Source organism: Bordetella sp. MIP270_01_BMS, assembly GCF_054958705.1.
Genome location: NZ_CM143297.1, coordinates 3,041,536 through 3,056,047, shown reverse-complemented (window position 1 = coordinate 3,056,047; position 14,512 = coordinate 3,041,536). Strand labels below are relative to the sequence as shown.

Annotated in this window: 14 protein-coding genes; 6 read left to right on the top strand and 8 right to left on the bottom strand. The window is 65.6% G+C overall.

The window, feature by feature from the left end; translation table 11 throughout:
- Positions 1-92 precede the first annotated feature (92 nt).
- The 5 genes from ACV17W_RS14320 to ACV17W_RS14300 all read left to right on the top strand — a co-directional run bounded on the left by ACV17W_RS14320 (position 93) and on the right by ACV17W_RS14300 (position 4,681).
- Complete coding sequence (locus ACV17W_RS14320) at positions 93-1,457, top strand: MFS transporter (protein ID WP_462596558.1); 1,365 nt, start codon at positions 93-95, stop codon at positions 1,455-1,457.
- A gap of 17 nt (positions 1,458-1,474) precedes the next feature.
- Positions 1,475-2,359, top strand: coding sequence for a DMT family transporter (locus ACV17W_RS14315; protein WP_462592995.1), 885 nt, complete (start codon positions 1,475-1,477; stop codon positions 2,357-2,359).
- A gap of 258 nt (positions 2,360-2,617) precedes the next feature.
- Positions 2,618-3,808: a hypothetical protein gene (locus ACV17W_RS14310; RefSeq protein WP_462592994.1), complete on the top strand. Its 1,191-nt coding sequence runs from the start codon at positions 2,618-2,620 to the stop codon at positions 3,806-3,808.
- Positions 3,805-4,305 (top strand): hypothetical protein, encoded by a 501-nt coding sequence (locus ACV17W_RS14305; protein WP_462592993.1) that lies wholly within the window; start codon positions 3,805-3,807, stop codon positions 4,303-4,305. Before ACV17W_RS14310 ends, ACV17W_RS14305 begins: the two co-directional genes overlap by 4 nt.
- A gap of 97 nt (positions 4,306-4,402) precedes the next feature.
- Positions 4,403-4,681 (top strand): hypothetical protein, encoded by a 279-nt coding sequence (locus tag ACV17W_RS14300; protein ID WP_462592992.1) that lies wholly within the window; start codon positions 4,403-4,405, stop codon positions 4,679-4,681.
- 66 nt (positions 4,682-4,747) lie between these two features.
- On the opposite strand, the gene clsB is transcribed toward ACV17W_RS14300, so the two are convergent.
- The 7 genes from clsB to ACV17W_RS14265 all read right to left on the bottom strand — a co-directional run bounded on the left by clsB (position 4,748) and on the right by ACV17W_RS14265 (position 11,986).
- Positions 4,748-5,959 (bottom strand): cardiolipin synthase ClsB, encoded by a 1,212-nt coding sequence (gene clsB, locus ACV17W_RS14295; protein WP_462592991.1) that lies wholly within the window; start codon positions 5,957-5,959, stop codon positions 4,748-4,750.
- Positions 5,956-6,816 carry an endonuclease/exonuclease/phosphatase family protein gene (locus ACV17W_RS14290; RefSeq protein WP_462592990.1) on the bottom strand — a complete coding sequence of 287 codons (861 nt, stop codon included), beginning with the start codon at positions 6,814-6,816 and terminating at the stop codon, positions 5,956-5,958. Before ACV17W_RS14290 ends, clsB begins: the two co-directional genes overlap by 4 nt.
- Before the next feature lie 108 nt (positions 6,817-6,924).
- Positions 6,925-8,712, bottom strand: coding sequence for an aspartate--tRNA ligase (gene aspS / locus ACV17W_RS14285; protein WP_462592989.1), 1,788 nt, complete (start codon positions 8,710-8,712; stop codon positions 6,925-6,927).
- A gap of 39 nt (positions 8,713-8,751) precedes the next feature.
- Positions 8,752-9,393 (bottom strand): DUF502 domain-containing protein, encoded by a 642-nt coding sequence (locus tag ACV17W_RS14280; RefSeq protein ID WP_462592988.1) that lies wholly within the window; start codon positions 9,391-9,393, stop codon positions 8,752-8,754.
- Between the two features lie 20 nt (positions 9,394-9,413).
- Positions 9,414-9,740 carry an FmdB family zinc ribbon protein gene (locus ACV17W_RS14275; RefSeq protein WP_462592987.1) on the bottom strand — a complete coding sequence of 109 codons (327 nt, stop codon included), beginning with the start codon at positions 9,738-9,740 and terminating at the stop codon, positions 9,414-9,416.
- Between the two features lie 495 nt (positions 9,741-10,235).
- Positions 10,236-11,213, bottom strand: a complete 978-nt coding sequence (locus ACV17W_RS14270; protein WP_462592986.1) for a Bug family tripartite tricarboxylate transporter substrate binding protein — start codon at positions 11,211-11,213, stop codon at positions 10,236-10,238.
- Positions 11,210-11,986 carry an IclR family transcriptional regulator gene (locus ACV17W_RS14265; RefSeq protein WP_462592985.1) on the bottom strand — a complete coding sequence of 259 codons (777 nt, stop codon included), beginning with the start codon at positions 11,984-11,986 and terminating at the stop codon, positions 11,210-11,212. The genes ACV17W_RS14270 and ACV17W_RS14265 overlap by 4 nt, the downstream gene beginning before the upstream one ends.
- A gap of 64 nt (positions 11,987-12,050) precedes the next feature.
- Between ACV17W_RS14265 and ACV17W_RS14260 the strand changes: the two genes are divergently transcribed.
- Positions 12,051-13,100 (top strand): cyclase family protein, encoded by a 1,050-nt coding sequence (locus ACV17W_RS14260; RefSeq protein WP_462592984.1) that lies wholly within the window; start codon positions 12,051-12,053, stop codon positions 13,098-13,100.
- A gap of 64 nt (positions 13,101-13,164) precedes the next feature.
- On the opposite strand, the gene ACV17W_RS14255 is transcribed toward ACV17W_RS14260, so the two are convergent.
- Positions 13,165-14,457 carry a putative Na+/H+ antiporter gene (locus ACV17W_RS14255; protein ID WP_462592983.1) on the bottom strand — a complete coding sequence of 431 codons (1,293 nt, stop codon included), beginning with the start codon at positions 14,455-14,457 and terminating at the stop codon, positions 13,165-13,167.
- Positions 14,458-14,512: the final 55 nt, after the last annotated feature.

Here is a 14,512-nt window from a genome sequence, read left to right as displayed (position 1 = left end):
TCCTTGGGGGCATGACGACGCCTGCCGCGCCCGCACCCACGCCTGCCCCTCCTGCGCCGCCCATCCGCTCGCGCAGCGATCTGCTCAAGGCCATGCTGGGTGTCTCGGCCACGGTGGTGCTGGCGGCGTTCGATTCCACCATCGTCAGCACCACGCTGCCGCGCGTGGCCGAAGCCTTGAACGGCATGGCCCTGTACGCCTGGGTGGGCACGGGCTACCTGCTGGCCACCGCCGCTTCCATCCTCATCTTCGGGCGCCTGGGCGACCTGTACGGGCGCAAGGCGCTGATGCTGTTGTCGGTGTCCATCATTGCGCTGGGTTCCATCGCCTGCGGGCTGGCGCAGTCCATGCAGCAGCTGATCGCATTTCGCACCCTGCAGGGCATCGGCGGCGGCATGATGATCGCGACTGCCTTCGCGGCGCCCGCCGACCTGTTCCCCGACGCCAGGGAGCGCGTACGCTGGTTGGCACTGGTGTCCGCGGCCTTTGCCATGGCCAGCGGCGTGGGGCCGCTGCTGGGCGGCGCCGTGACCCAGGCGCTGGGCTGGCGTGCGGCATTTTTTGTTGCGCCGATCGCGGCAGTGCTGGCGCTGTTCCTGCTGGCGCGCTACTTCCCGCGCATCCGTCCGGTGCATCCCGGGCCGGGCCGGCCGCGCATCGACTGGCTGGGCAGCCTGCTGCTGGTCATCGCCGTCAGCGCCCCGCTGGCGGCCATGGAACTGGCTTTCGCCTCGGGCGAGCATGCCCACCCCACAGTGGCGCTTGCACTCGCGCTGGCGGGCGTGGCCGCCGTTGCCCTGCTGCTGCCCTACGAACGGCGGGTCACGTCTCCCATCTTCCCCTTGCGCGTCATCGCGCCACGCGAGCCCCAGCTGCTCAACCTGGCGGCGCTGGCCGTGGGCGCCGTGATGTTCGTGCTGATTTTCTACAGCCCCCTGTTGCTCCAGGTCGAAATGGGCTACACGCCCAGCCAGGCCGGGCTTCTACTGACGCCGCTGGTGGCGGCCATCCCGGTGGGCAGCATTGTCAACGGCATGCTGTTTCCCAAACAGAACGAACCCCAGCGCCTGATGGTGTTCGGCGGCTGCCTGCTGTCCGTCGGCTCGCTGATGGTCCTGGGCTTCGGGCCCGGCACTTCCACCCTCTGGATCCTGGCTGCCTTCTTCGTCAACGGCTGTGCCCTGGGCTTCCTGCTGCCCAACCTGACGCTGTTCATGCAGATGCTGAGCGAGCGGCGCGATGTGGGCGTGGCTTCGGCCCTGGTGCAGACCACGCGCGCCATCGGCAGCGCCGCCGGCACTGCGCTGGTCGGCATACTGATAGGGCGCACCTCCGTGCTCGACGGGGTGCGCATCGGCCTGGTGATGTGCGCATTGCTGGCGTTGGGCAGCGCCATACTGGCCCATCGGGTCAAGATGAAGAACGTGCTTACCCGCGCCAGCCGGCGCAAGTCCTGACGGGGTGTTCCGAACTCATGCGCTACCGCGACTTGCGAGACCTCGTGCTGCTGGCGGCGGTATGGGGCGGATCGTTCCTGTTCATGCGCGTGGCGGTGCCCGAGTTCGGCCCGGGACCCCTGATGGAACTGCGCGTCGGGCTGGCGGCCCTGAGCCTTTTGCCCCTGGCCGCGTTGCGCGGCAAGCTGCCGCTGCTGGCGCGCCGCTGGAAAGCGATCCTGATGGTAGGCGTACTGAATGGGGCCATTCCATTCCTGCTGTATGCCTACGCCGCCCAGTCCTTGGGCGCCGGTTTCATGTCCGTGGCCAATGCCGTCACCCCCGTCTGGGGCGCGGTGATAGGCTGGCTGTGGCTGAACGACCGCTTGCCCCGTATCCGCATGCTGGGCCTGGCCATCGCGCTGCTGGGCATCGTGGTACTGGTTTGGGACAAGCTGGATTTCGGTACAGGCGGCCACGGGCCGGCCGTGCTTGCGGCCGTGTCCGCCCCGTTCTTCTACGGTGTCGCGGCCAATTGGGCGAAACGCTTCCTGGGTGATGTCGACGCCCTGTCGAATGCCACGGGCAGCATGATCGCGGCCTCGCTCGTGCTCGCGCCGCTGGCCATCGCTACCTGGCCCGAACATCCCGTATCGGCGCAAGCCTGGCTGTCGACGATCGCATTGGCACTGGTGTGCACGGGAGCCGCGTATATCGTCTTCTTCCGCCTGATCGCCAACGTGGGGCCGACGGCCGCCGTCAGCGTGACTTTCCTGGTGCCGGTGTTCGGGGTGTTGTGGGGCGTGTGGTTCCTGGACGAAGTCGTCACCACGCAGATCCTGGCGGGTGCCGTGGTCATTCTGGTGGGCACCGCATTGTCGCTTGGCCTGGTGCGCCGGCCCCGCCGCTCGCCCCGGCGCTGACACAGGCCCGCTCGGCCTGCCGCGCACATCACCGCGGTGGCCCCCAGAGAGTGGGCGGAATCGGCCTGCTCTCGCCGTAGGCAGCAAAGCAGCGACTAGTGTCGATATGAAACAAACGCGACAAAGCTTGATGTTTCCGTTTCGCCGCGCGCAATCGTTGTTAGGATTCCGCTGCCCCGGCGCGGTTTCGCCAGGCCCGCACCCGTGGGCAGGCCCGGGCAGCGCTGTATCGGTTTCCACCGCACAACGACATGCCCCATGGACGTCAGATCCCTTGAAAGATCCGGAGACGTCGCCGCCCTGCGAGGGGGAGGCGAACTCTTGCTCATCGGCCCCTGGACGGTGTTCGGGGGCGTCGCGCCTTCGCTGATCATCCGCGATCCGGCGCGCCTGCGCGCCCTGCTGTATCCGCACCTGCGCGACGACTCATCGCTGGCCAAGCTCACGGCGCTTTACCGCCGGCTGGTTTGCACGGGATCGGTGGGTGGACATTACACGCCTGAGCAAACCGCCGAACAGATGATGGCGCTGATGCGCGTGGGCCAGATCGTCGCGGTGTCGCTGCCCGACACTTCCGGACAGGACGGCCATGGTAACGTGCAGCCGGCCATGATCTCCCCCGCCCCGGTGGGCCCCGTGAGCCAGTGGTCGCTCGCCGACCGTTACGCCCATGTGCTGGGCGGCGCGCCGAAGTACATGCCCAGTGCGGTCGCCAGCGAACTGAGCGCTGCGCTCAGCGGCGGCAATCTGGCGATCATCGTGGGCATGCTGGTGGTGTGGGCGGGCTCGCACGCCGTGGGCGTGGGCTTCGTGGCCGACGCCGCCCTGCTGGCCATCGGATTTGCTTTGGTGGGTTGGGCCATCTTCGATGGCATTCAGCATCTGGTGCAGTTCTTTACCCTGACACAGAATGCGTCCACCGCTCGCGAACTGGACCAGGCCTCGGAACAATTCGCCAAGGGCGCCATGGCCATGGGAGTGGGCGCCCTGATCGCGTTGCTCACGCGGGGCGCGAATCGGCTGGCGCCACGTCCGGTCGGCAGGTCGACCCCCCGGCCCGCGGCCGAAACGCCGCAAACGCCTGCGCAAGCAGCCCGCTCGCCCGCTCCCGCCGCGGCCGCCCGTGCACCGGACGAACTGCGATTTGGCGAAAACGGCCGCAAGATCGACTTTCTGTTCAACCGTAATATCGATCCCAGCAATGCCTACAACGCCCAGCGCGCCGCAGGCAACGCCAGCCGTATCGGCATCGCCGATACGCCGGCCAACCGTGCGGAAGTGATCCGGCGCTTCAACCAGGCCTACAACGACCCGTCCACGATCATCGGCGCCGGCCGTATTCCGGGTAGTAACATCCGTCAATTCTTCCTGCCGGGCACGACGGGCACCGGCTCGACCATCGAGTTCGTCGAGCAGGCAGGCAACGTGATCACCATCATCGCCAAATGAGCCAGACTTCCACCGATACCGCACGCTGGGTACCCTGCGATTCGCGTTCCGACATGCAGGCACGCACTGCCGGCCTGGACGTGATCGGCATGCTGGAAACCTCGGATGCCAATACGTGGGGATATCTGCAATGGCATGACAGCCGCTGCCTGCACGTGGGCTATGCGAACATCGGCCTCGTTCCGCAAACTGCGGTCAGCAATGGCGACCTGGTGGTCGGCATCAACGAATGCGTGGCCGCCTATCGCCGGGCAGATGGCTCGCGGCGCTTTGCATACCGGATGCCTTTCGTCTTTCACGAATTCCTGCGCACAGGCAATCCGTTGATCGCGCGGGATGAACTGGGCTTCGTCGGCCTGATGCCCGATGGCGCCGAGGCATGGTCGTTCTTCACCAGTGGCCCCATCGCCCGCTGCGAGCTGACGTCCACGCACATTGTCGGCGAAACAATCGAGGGCGAAGCGTTCTCTTTCGTGCTGCCCGACGGAGCCGCATGAGGGCGCCGGCCGGCGCGCCCGTACGAGCGCCTGCACAGCAGCCCTCGCGGCCGCACCCCTTTCAGGCAATCTTCCGCACCACCGATACGTTCCGACCATGCATACATGGCAATATCCAGAGGCCGTGCAGGCGGTGGAGCAAGCCTGCCAGGCCTACCTGACGCGGCAAGCCGGCATCGAACACTTGCAGGCCGTGTTGCGCGAAGCCGAACAGGAAATCGTGGCCCTCGACGAAGCATGGTTGCGAGCTGCATTGTTTGACGCCGAGAACAAACTCGAGGCCATCCTGTTCACGGTTCCGATCGAACAACGGGCCGCCGCGGGCGATGCCGTGGCGCACCATGTATTGCAAACCATCCAGGCCCGGTCCGGGTAAATGCAGAGACCGCACGCCCCGCCACTCGCGTGAGTCTGCAGCACCCCGGCGCGGCCTTACCGAGGTTCAGTACTCCCCCGAACGCCCCGTCAGCGCCACGCCGACCCGCAGTAGGGTATAAGACGCCGCATCGATACACCGCCGCAGCCAGCCGCGCCGATGGTAGTCCAGCGGGCGCACGAAGCGGCCGCCGTTGGCAATGGCGTCTTCGAGCCGATGCTGCAGGTCCCAGGCAAACGGCTGGTCGTCGACCACGACATTGGCTTCGCGGGCCAGCAGCAGACTGAACGGGTCGAGGTTCGACGAGCCCACCATGGCCATATTGTCGATGACCGCGACCTTGGCATGCAGGTAGCCGGGCATGTACTCGTAGATCTCGATGCCGCCGCGCAGCAGCGAGTCGTACAGCGAACGCGTGGCGTAGTACTGCATGTGGTATTCGACCTTGCCCTGCAGCAGCAGGCGAACCCGCACTCCGCGAGCGGCGGCGCGCAGCAACGCCTTGCGGAACTGCCGGCCCGGGAAGAAATACGCGTTGGCGACGAGAATATCGCGGCGCGCATGCTGGATGCCATACAGATACGCGCGCTCGAAGGTCTGGCGAAACCGAAGGTTGTCGCGCAGCACCAGCGCCGCACGTTGGCTGCCGGCGCCTTCGGCGGGCGGCGTGGGTGGCCGGCGCAGCCGCAGGCGTGCCCATTCGCGCGGATGACGGCGCAGCCGCGCCCAGTTCAGGCGCACCCACAGCAGTTCTTGCGCGTGCACGGCGTGAGCCACCAAGGGCCCGCGCACGCGCACCGCGAAATCAAAGCGCGCGCCGTCTATGTTGTCGGTGGGATCCAGGTCGTCATAGTCGTCGACGATGTTGATGCCCCCGACGAAGGCCGTGTCACCATCAACGACCGCTACCTTGCGATGCAGGCGCCGCAAGCGGCTGCGCGAGGGCACCAGCCGGCGATACCACGGCGGTTCCGGCCGATAGATCCTGCAGTTTCCGCCGGCCTGCGTCAACCGCGCGGCGATGCCCACGCCCGTGTCGGCGCTGCCAAACCCGTCGAGCACCAGGCGCACCTTCACACCGCGACGCGCCGCCTGTTCCAGGCATTGCAGCACCTGCTCGCCGGTACGGTCGAGTATGAAGATATACGTTTCCAGATGCACGCTCACGCGCGCTTGATCGATGGCCCGGCAGAGCGCAGGAAAGAAATCGGCGCCATTCTGCAGAAGGTCGATGGCATTGTCGTCGGTCCATTCCAGCCTGACGATATCGCCCTTCACGGCAATTCAAGCTCCGCCAGCAGGGGCGCGTGATCGGAAAGGCGCGCCCATTCACGGCCCCGCAATACCCGGGCACTGCGCACCGCAAAGCCGCGCTGGTAGATGCGGTCGAGGCGAAACCACGGAAACACGGCAGGGAAAGTGCGCGGCGGCGGCAGTGGGCAGTAGGCCCCGCCCACGCCCAGCTGGTTGCCGCGTTCGATCACGGCCACGCTGTTGGGTACGCCACGCAGCACATTGCTCAGGCGGCGTACCGAATCGCGCAGGCGCGGCAGCTCGCCGCCGTGACTGCGGGGCGCGTTGGCGAACACTTCGTACAGGCCAAGCTGCTGCACGAACAACGGCGCCAGCCGGTCACCCCAGTCGTTGAAATCGCCCGCCACCAGGATGGGATCGCCTTCAGGCACCAGGCGGCTGATGCGGTCGGTCAGCGCCTGTATCTGCCGAGTGCGGCTGCCGGCGAACAGGCCCAGGTGCACCACGAAGCAATGAACGTCGCGTCCGTCGATCTCGATGCGGGCATGCAGCAGTCCGCGCTGTTCGAGCCGATGGTCGGAAATGTCCTGGTTCTCGTGCTCGAGTATGGAAAACCGCGACAACAGCGCGTTGCCATGCTCGGAACGATTGCGGATGGCATTGCAGCCATACGCCACGTCAAGACGCAGTGCCGCCGCCAGCGATTCGTGCTGCGCATCCAGGATGGAGGCATGCTGGTTGCGCCCCTGCACTTCCTGCAGAAACACCAGGTCTGGCCGCAGGTTGTACAGCCCCAGCCGCAAATCGTTCAGGGATTCGCGCGTACCCAGGGACGACCGCCCCTTGTGGATGTTGTAGCTGACGACGCGGATGAGCGACATGAACCGAATGGCGTCTCTTGGTGTGAGAAGGGCAGCGCGGCAGGCCGCGCGCCCCCGGAAGCAGGGTAGGCGCCGCCGGCTGGCCGCACCCTCTGTCCGCAGATTACTTCATTTCACTTCGACGTTGCGCAGGCGGATATGCAGTTCACGCAATTGCTTCTCGTCGACCTCGGACGGCGCCTGGGTGAGCAGGCACTGAGCGCGCTGGGTCTTGGGGAAAGCGATAACGTCGCGTATGGATTCAGCGCCGGTCATCATGGTGACGATGCGGTCCAGGCCGAACGCAATACCGCCATGCGGAGGCGCGCCGTATTGCAAGGCGTCGAGCAGGAAGCCGAACTTCTCGCGCGCCTCTTCCGCACCTATCTTGAGGGCACGGAACACCTTGCTCTGGACTTCTTCGCGATGGATGCGCACCGACCCGCCACCGATCTCCCAGCCATTGAGCACCATGTCGTAGGCTTTGGCGTAGGCTTTGCTGGGATCGGTTTCCAGGAAGTCTTCGTGGCCGTCTTTGGGACTGGTGAACGGATGGTGCGCGGCCGTATAGCGGCCGGCTTCTTCGTCGTACTCGAACATGGGGAAGTCGACCACCCACAGCGGCTTCCAGTCGCTCGACGCCAGGCCCGACTTCTTGCCGAATTCGCTGTGGCCGATCTTGACGCGCAGCGCGCCGATCGCATCGTTGACCACCTTGGCGCGGTCGGCGCCAAAGAAGATGATGTCGCCGCTTTGCGCACCGCTGCGCTTGACCAGCTCGGCCAGCGCGGCATCGTGCAGGTTCTTCACGATGGGCGACTGCATGCCCTCGCGGCCCTTGGCCACGTCGTTGATCTTGATGTAGGCCAGCCCCTTGGCGCCATAGATGCCCACGAACTGCGTGTAGGCGTCGATTTCGCTGCGCGACAGCTCGGCGCCGCCCGGCACGCGCAGGGCCACCACGCGGCTACCCGGCGCCGTGGCCGCGGCTGCAAACACCTTGAACTCGACATCGCGCATCACGTCGGTGACGTCGGTGAATTCCAGGTTCACGCGCAGGTCGGGTTTGTCGGAACCGTAGCGCTGCATGGCTTCGGTCCAGGTCATCTGCGGGAACGGCGCGGGCAGGTCGACGTTCTGCACGGTCTTGAAGACATGGCGGATCATGTCTTCGAAGATTTCGCGGATCTCGAATTCGTCCAGGAACGAGGACTCGCAATCGATCTGGGTGAATTCAGGCTGGCGATCGGCGCGCAGGTCTTCGTCGCGGAAGCACTTGGTGATCTGGTAGTAGCGGTCGAAGCCCGACACCATCAGCATCTGCTTGAACAACTGCGGTGATTGCGGCAGGGCGAAGAAGTGCCCCGCGTTCACCCGAGACGGTACCAGGTAGTCGCGCGCGCCTTCGGGCGTGCTCTTGGTGAGCATGGGCGTTTCGATATCGATGAACCCCAGCTGGTCGAGGAACTTGCGCACTTCGATCGACACGCGGTAGCGCAGCATGAGGTTGCGCTGCATCTGCGGACGGCGCAGGTCGAGCACTCGGTGCGTCAGGCGGGTGGTCTCGGACAGGTTGTCGTCATCGAGCTGGAACGGCGGCGTGATCGAGGCGTTGAGAATCTCGACTTCTTTGCACAGCACTTCGATTTCGCCCGAGGCCAGCTCGGGATTGGCCGTTCCTTCGGGACGCAGGCGCACCAGGCCGGTGACGCGCACGCAGAACTCATTGCGCAGGCGCTCGGCCGTGGCGAAGGCGGCGTTGTCGGGATCGAACACGATCTGCGCCAGGCCTGCGCGATCGCGCAGGTCGATGAAGATGACCCCGCCGTGGTCGCGGCGGCGGTTCACCCAGCCATACAGGGTGACAGTCTGGCCGAGATGGTCGCGGCAAACCTCGCCGGTGTAGCAGGTACGCATTGCGGGATGACTCCTAGGTGCTTGGATCAGCGTAAAAATTCACGAATCGACGGCCGGGGCCATCGGGATGGGGGCGGCGGCCGCGGCCGGTTGAGCCGGCGGCGCCACGACGCCCATGGAAACGACATACTTCAAGGCGGCGTCGACGCTCATTTGCAGTTCGACGACGTGGTCGCGCGGCATCATCAGGAAGAACCCCGATGTGGGATTCGGCGTGGTGGGAACATAGACGCTGACGTGTTCGCCCGGCAGGTGGCCGGCGACTTCGCCGCCGGGCGTGCCCGTGAGGAACGCGATCGTCCAGCTGCCGGCGCGCGGGTACTGCACCAGCACGGCCTGGCGGAACGCCTGGCCATTGGGCGCCAGCACCGTGTCGCTGACCTGCTTGACCGAATTGTAGATGGATCGCACCAGCGGAATGCGCCCGAGCAGCGCTTCCCATTGCTCGACCAGGCTACGGCCCAGCAGGTTGGCGGCGAACACGCCGGTCAGCAGCACCACGACGATCACCAGCGCGAAACGAAAGCCGGGAATATCGATGCCGATGAGCGACTGCGGCGACAAGAAGCCGGGCACGAAGCCTTCGAGGGTGGCGATGAGCAGGCCCAACACCCATAAGGTGATGGCCAGCGGCACCCAGATCAGCAGCCCCGTGACGAAATACTTCTTGAAGATGCGCATGTCGAGTGCCCGGCGGGCGGTCAGGTCGATGCCGCGGGCGTCGAGGCCGGCGCGGCAGGCGCGGGCGAGACGGCGTCGCTCTTGGCCGGCGCCTCGGACTTGGCTGGCGTATCGGCCTTGCCGGCCGAGTCCGCCCCGGCCTTGGCGCCGCCCTGGCCGCCGGAACCGTTGCGGAAGTCAGTGACGTACCAACCCGAACCCTTGAGCTGGAAGCCGGCGGCCGTTACCTGCTTGGTAAACGTGGATTGGCCGCATTCCGGGCAAACCGACAGAGGGGCGTCAGAGAATTTCTGCAGCACGTCTTTGGCGTGGCCGCAGGCGCTGCACTTGTAAGCGTAGATAGGCATGATGAAACTTCCAGGCGCACCGGCGCATCAGAAAACCGCCGTTCCACCGCCCGCGGCAAGCGGACAGCGACCAGGCGGTACCGGATCTATACGGGAAAGTGTTGAATTTTAGCGGTTTTTGCCGAAAAGGCCCTACCCGCTGGCTGGGGGCAGGCAGGCCAGCGGAACCGCGGGCGCCCGGGCACGGCACAGAGCCTGCCGCGATAAGCGGGAGCCTGCCGCTTTCGGCAAGAAACCCATGGCGGCCCGGGGGTCGCCCGGGTACCGGGCGGCGGCCTTGCCCGGGTCTATACACGGACCGGGCGGCCGGCCCGCGTTCCGGACTGAACCGCCCGTTGCGCCGTGCGGGCCGGCGCGAATGGCGGATGCTTCCGGCTCTCGAGCAAGTCGAGCTGCCCCGGGAGTCGCCATCATCGCGGACGCCTGCGGGCGGCGTGACCGCCGGTTCGCAAAGGCGCCGGCCGGGCGCGCCCGGCCCAGCCCTGCAACGACCGCTTATTCCGGCTGGATGCCGGCGTCTTTCATGACCTTGATCCAGCGTTCGCTTTCGGCCAGGTTGAATGCCTCGGCCTCCTGGTAGGTCATCTGGCTGGGCAAGGTGCCCTGCGCTTTCAGTGCCTCGACGACCTTGGGCGAGCGAGAGGCCTCAATCATGGTCTGGTTCAGCTTGGCGATGATGGGTTCGGGCGTATCCTTGGGCACCCACATTCCGTACCAGGTCACGATGTCGAAGCCGGGCAGCACCGATTCGTCGATGGTGGGCACTTCGGGAAGCTCAGCCAGGCGGGCCTTGGTCGTCACGGCAAGCGGACGCACCTTGCCGCTCTGGATCAGCGGCAGCGCCGGTGCCAGGGGGGCATACATCAGGTCGACGTGGCCGCCCGCCACGTCGGTCAGTGCCGGGCTGCTGCCTCGATAACCCACGTGCGCGATCTTGAGCTGGGCCGTCGTGTTCAGCAGCTCACCGGCCAGGTGCGGCAGCGTGGCGACGCCGGGCGAGGCAAACGACAGTTCGTTGGGGTTTTTCTTGGCATGCTCGACCAGTTCGGCAAAGGTGCTGAAACGGGAATTCGGCGGCACCACGGCCACCATGGGCACCGTGCCGAGCACGCCGACCATGCGGAAATCCTTGATGGGGTCGAATGACAGGCTCTTGAACTGCGCGGGGTAGATTCCTTGCACCGAGGGGTTCATCAGCACCGTATAGCCGTCGGGGGCCGACCGGGCCACCTGTGCGGTGCCGATGGTGCCGCTGGCGCCGGGCCGGCTCTCGATGACCAGGGGCTGGCCGAGAATCTCGCCCATCTGCACGGCTACGGTGCGGCCCACCACGTCGGTGGGACCACCAGGCGCCCATGGCATGACGACACGGATCGGCTTGCTGGGATAGTCGGCCGCTGCCACCGCTGGGGCGGAGAACACGGTTGCCAGTGCTACCGCACCTGCCGTTGCCAGGAAACTACGCTTGTTCATCTACTGCTCCCTTCCACAAAAGTTAAATTGGCAGAGGGCAGAGCGGCTTGCAGCAGCTCTTTGACCTCTTCCAGTTGCTTGCCTATGGCTTTCTCGTTTTTCAACATGCGGCTCGACGGGCCGGCCACCACGATGGCAAAAGGTTGTTCGAACGCCCGGAACCCGAGCGATATCGACATGACATCTTCGACGTTCTCGCCCACCGAGCGCTGCCAGCCGCGCTCGACACCGGCACGCATATCGGCTTCCAGCGCCGCGCGCTTGGTCAGCGTGCGGTCGGTATAGGCCGTCAGTTTTCCGTACGACTTCAACCACTTTTCGCGCTCGTCTTTTGACAGCATGCAAAGCAGTGCCTTGCCCGAACTGGTGGCGTGCACGGCCTTGAAGCCCCCCGGCTGGTGGCTGAAGCGGATCGTCTGCCGCGACTCGGCCACGATCAGGTAGACCACCTGGTCTTCGGCGAGCTTGGCCAGGATGGCCGTTTCGCGAGTGAGGTTGCGCACCTGCTCGAGCACGGGCTCGAGCAGCGCGTTCAGCGGATCGCTGCGACAGATCAGCGTGGCGACATGCATGAGCTTCTGGGTCGGGTAATACCCCAGCTTCTTGCCGATTTCATACAGGTAGCCCCTGGCCACCATGGTCTTGAGCAAGCCATGGCAGCTCGACAGCGGAATCTGCATCTGCGCAGCAATCTCACTGTAAAGCAGGGGTTTCTGCTCTTCGGCAAAGAGGTTCAGTACGTCGAGCACACGCCCGGCAGTTTTCACATCCATGATAAAATTATCCTACTCGTGATACGTTTAGTCAAATGCGCTGCGACGCCAAGGAGCCATGAACATGCGATGGAAGCAACGTCCTGAGGGATCCAACTGGGGGGATTTCGGGCCTGACGATCAGCGGGGCTGCCTGAATTACATCACCCCGGAAAACGTGCTGAAGGGCATACGCGAAGTGCGCGAGGGGCTGTCTTTCTGCCTGTCGCTGCCGCTGGACTATCCCGGCGGCAATGGCGTGAACGTGCGGCGCCACCCGCCCAAGCTGCGCCCCACCGAGCGCGACGGCGACTTCTACATGAACTTCCCGCTGGGCCGGTTGCGGCCCGGCTGCGTCGACGTGCTGTCGGACGACATCGTCGAAATGAGCCTGCAGTACTCGACACAATGGGATTCGCTGGCGCACGTGGGCGCGCTGTTCGACGCCAATGGCGACGGCCTGCCCGAGCGGGTGTACTACAACGGCTTTCGGCCGAACGACGACATCGTGGGTCCGGTCGATTACGACGTGGAACGCGAATTCGCGAAAACCGACCTGAACCGCGGCGTGACCTCTCAGGCGCGCAAGCTGGACATTACGCACCTTGCCGAATCCTGCCTGCAGACGCGCGGCGTGATGGTGGACCTGGCGCGCCATTTCGGCCGCGAGCAGAAATCCGTGGGCTACGACGACCTGATGCGCATCCTTGACCAGGACGCCGTCGAGATCGAGCCCGGCGATATCGTGCTGTTCCACACCGAGTTCGGCGACGCGCTGCTGGAAAAGAACCGCGAGCCCGACGAACATACGCTGCACGAAATCTGCGCCGGCCTGGACGGCAGCGATGAAAAGCTGCTGCAGTGGATCACCGACAGCAAGGTGGCAGCCATGGCCTCAGACAATCACGCGCTGGAGATCTACCCGGTCAAGAAGCCCAACGCCTGCTGCGCCGCCCTGCCGCTGCATCACCACTGCATCTTCAAGCTGGGCATGCCCATCGGCGAGATGTGGTACTTGGGCAAGCTCGCGCGCTGGCTCGCGCAGCACGGGCGCAACCGCTTCCTGCTTACGGCGCCCCCGCTGAATCTGCCAGGCGCCGTCGGGTCGCCTGCCACGCCGGTGGCAACGGTCTAGCAAGCCGGGGCGCATCGCGTGCGGAGCCCGGCTGGTTCCGGCCGCACGCACCGCCGCCACCGATCTAGCGTCCCAGCGGCAGCAGGAACATGCCCGCGGCCACCAGCGTGGGCGCCAGCGCCGAAAGAAACAGGTGCCCCGCCGAAATGGCTTCGTTGGGAAAGTATGGGCGCAAAATCGCATAGCCTGCCGGGTTGGGGGCATTGGCGATCACGGTCAGCCCTCCGCCAGTGACCGCACCGGCTACCAGCATGTAGCGCCACATCTCGCTCGACCCGTCCACCAGCGAACCGAGGTAGGTCAGGGCCGCATTGTCGGTAATGGCGGTCAGCGCCGTGGCGCCCCAGAACAGCACAGTCGGCTCGAGGCCGCCCAGCAGATCCTGCAGCCACCATTTCTGCAGGCCGCCCAATATGACCAGGCCAGCCAGGAAAAAGCCCACCATCAGCCCCTCGCGGATCAACAGGCGGCTCTGGTAGCGGCGATAGGCGTGCACGAAGCCGATGAACATCATCATCAGGCCCAGGAAGACGGCAGGATGATGCGCCGTCAGCACGACGCCCACCAGGAACACGAGATGGACGGCGATGACCAGCGGCGGCACCGTGTCGCGGCTGGGCTGCGCGTCGTCGGTCGCGTTGACCCCGCTGCCCGTGCCTATGGCGTGCGCAGTGAGTGCATCCCGGCAGACCCAGGTCAGCACGGCCGCGTTCACAAAGACAGCGAGAATGGCGCGCCAGCCGAAATGGGTGGCCATGAAGGCCGAGTCCCAGCCAAAGGTGGACGCCACCATCAGCACAGGCGGCGCCGCATAGGCGGTAAGCACGCCGCCGATCGAGACATTGACGAACAGTACGCCGAGGGTCAGGTACTTGAACCTCGTATGCCCGGCCACGCGGAAGTAGCCGTCACGCAACAGGATCGCCGCGAGGGTCATGGCGGCAGGCTCGGTGATGAACGAGCCGCCCAGCGGCACCACCGACATCACCACGAAGAACGTGGCCACTTCGCGCTGCATGGGCAGCGCGCGTGCGAGCGCACGCACGCCCAGCCCCACCAGTTCGAGAATCGGGCGGCTGGCCGCCACCACCATGATCGCGAAGACGAACAGCGGCTCGGTAAAGTTGCGCGTGTCCATGTACCGGATGGCCGTGCCGCTGCCACTCAGCAGGGCCATGCACACGATCAGCACGAACGCCCAGACGCCGAACACCGCTTCGACTTCGGAAAGCAGATGCCACACCCCGGCATTCGGGCCGTTGCGATGCGCCAACCGCGCGAAGAGTGGGACAGAAAACGTATGAATGACCGCCACCGCGAAAAGTACGGTGGCGACCAGCTCGATAGTGTCAGGCATCAGAGAAATCCAGGAACGGCAGCGCGCCAGGGGACGGCGGCCCCGGCCGGCGCGC

Bases quoted from the DNA above. Each gene is read 5' to 3' on its own strand.
- ACV17W_RS14280 (WP_462592988.1), bottom strand. From the start codon at position 9,393: ATGCGCATCTTCAAGAAGTATTTCGTCACGGGGCTGCTGATCTGGGTG.
- ACV17W_RS14275 (WP_462592987.1), bottom strand. From the start codon at position 9,740: ATGCCTATCTACGCTTACAAGTGCAGCGCCTGCGGCCACGCCAAAGAC.
- ACV17W_RS14265 (WP_462592985.1), bottom strand. From the start codon at position 11,986: ATGGATGTGAAAACTGCCGGGCGTGTGCTCGACGTACTGAACCTCTTT.
- ACV17W_RS14310 (WP_462592994.1), top strand. From the start codon at position 2,618: ATGGACGTCAGATCCCTTGAAAGATCCGGAGACGTCGCCGCCCTGCGA.
- ACV17W_RS14305 (WP_462592993.1), top strand. From the start codon at position 3,805: ATGAGCCAGACTTCCACCGATACCGCACGCTGGGTACCCTGCGATTCG.
- aspS (WP_462592989.1), bottom strand. From the start codon at position 8,712: ATGCGTACCTGCTACACCGGCGAGGTTTGCCGCGACCATCTCGGCCAG.
- ACV17W_RS14255 (WP_462592983.1), bottom strand. From the start codon at position 14,457: ATGCCTGACACTATCGAGCTGGTCGCCACCGTACTTTTCGCGGTGGCG.
- ACV17W_RS14270 (WP_462592986.1), bottom strand. From the start codon at position 11,213: ATGAACAAGCGTAGTTTCCTGGCAACGGCAGGTGCGGTAGCACTGGCA.
- ACV17W_RS14300 (WP_462592992.1), top strand. From the start codon at position 4,403: ATGCATACATGGCAATATCCAGAGGCCGTGCAGGCGGTGGAGCAAGCC.
- ACV17W_RS14315 (WP_462592995.1), top strand. From the start codon at position 1,475: ATGCGCTACCGCGACTTGCGAGACCTCGTGCTGCTGGCGGCGGTATGG.
- ACV17W_RS14260 (WP_462592984.1), top strand. From the start codon at position 12,051: ATGCGATGGAAGCAACGTCCTGAGGGATCCAACTGGGGGGATTTCGGG.
- ACV17W_RS14320 (WP_462596558.1), top strand. From the start codon at position 93: ATGCTGGGTGTCTCGGCCACGGTGGTGCTGGCGGCGTTCGATTCCACC.
- ACV17W_RS14290 (WP_462592990.1), bottom strand. From the start codon at position 6,816: ATGTCGCTCATCCGCGTCGTCAGCTACAACATCCACAAGGGGCGGTCG.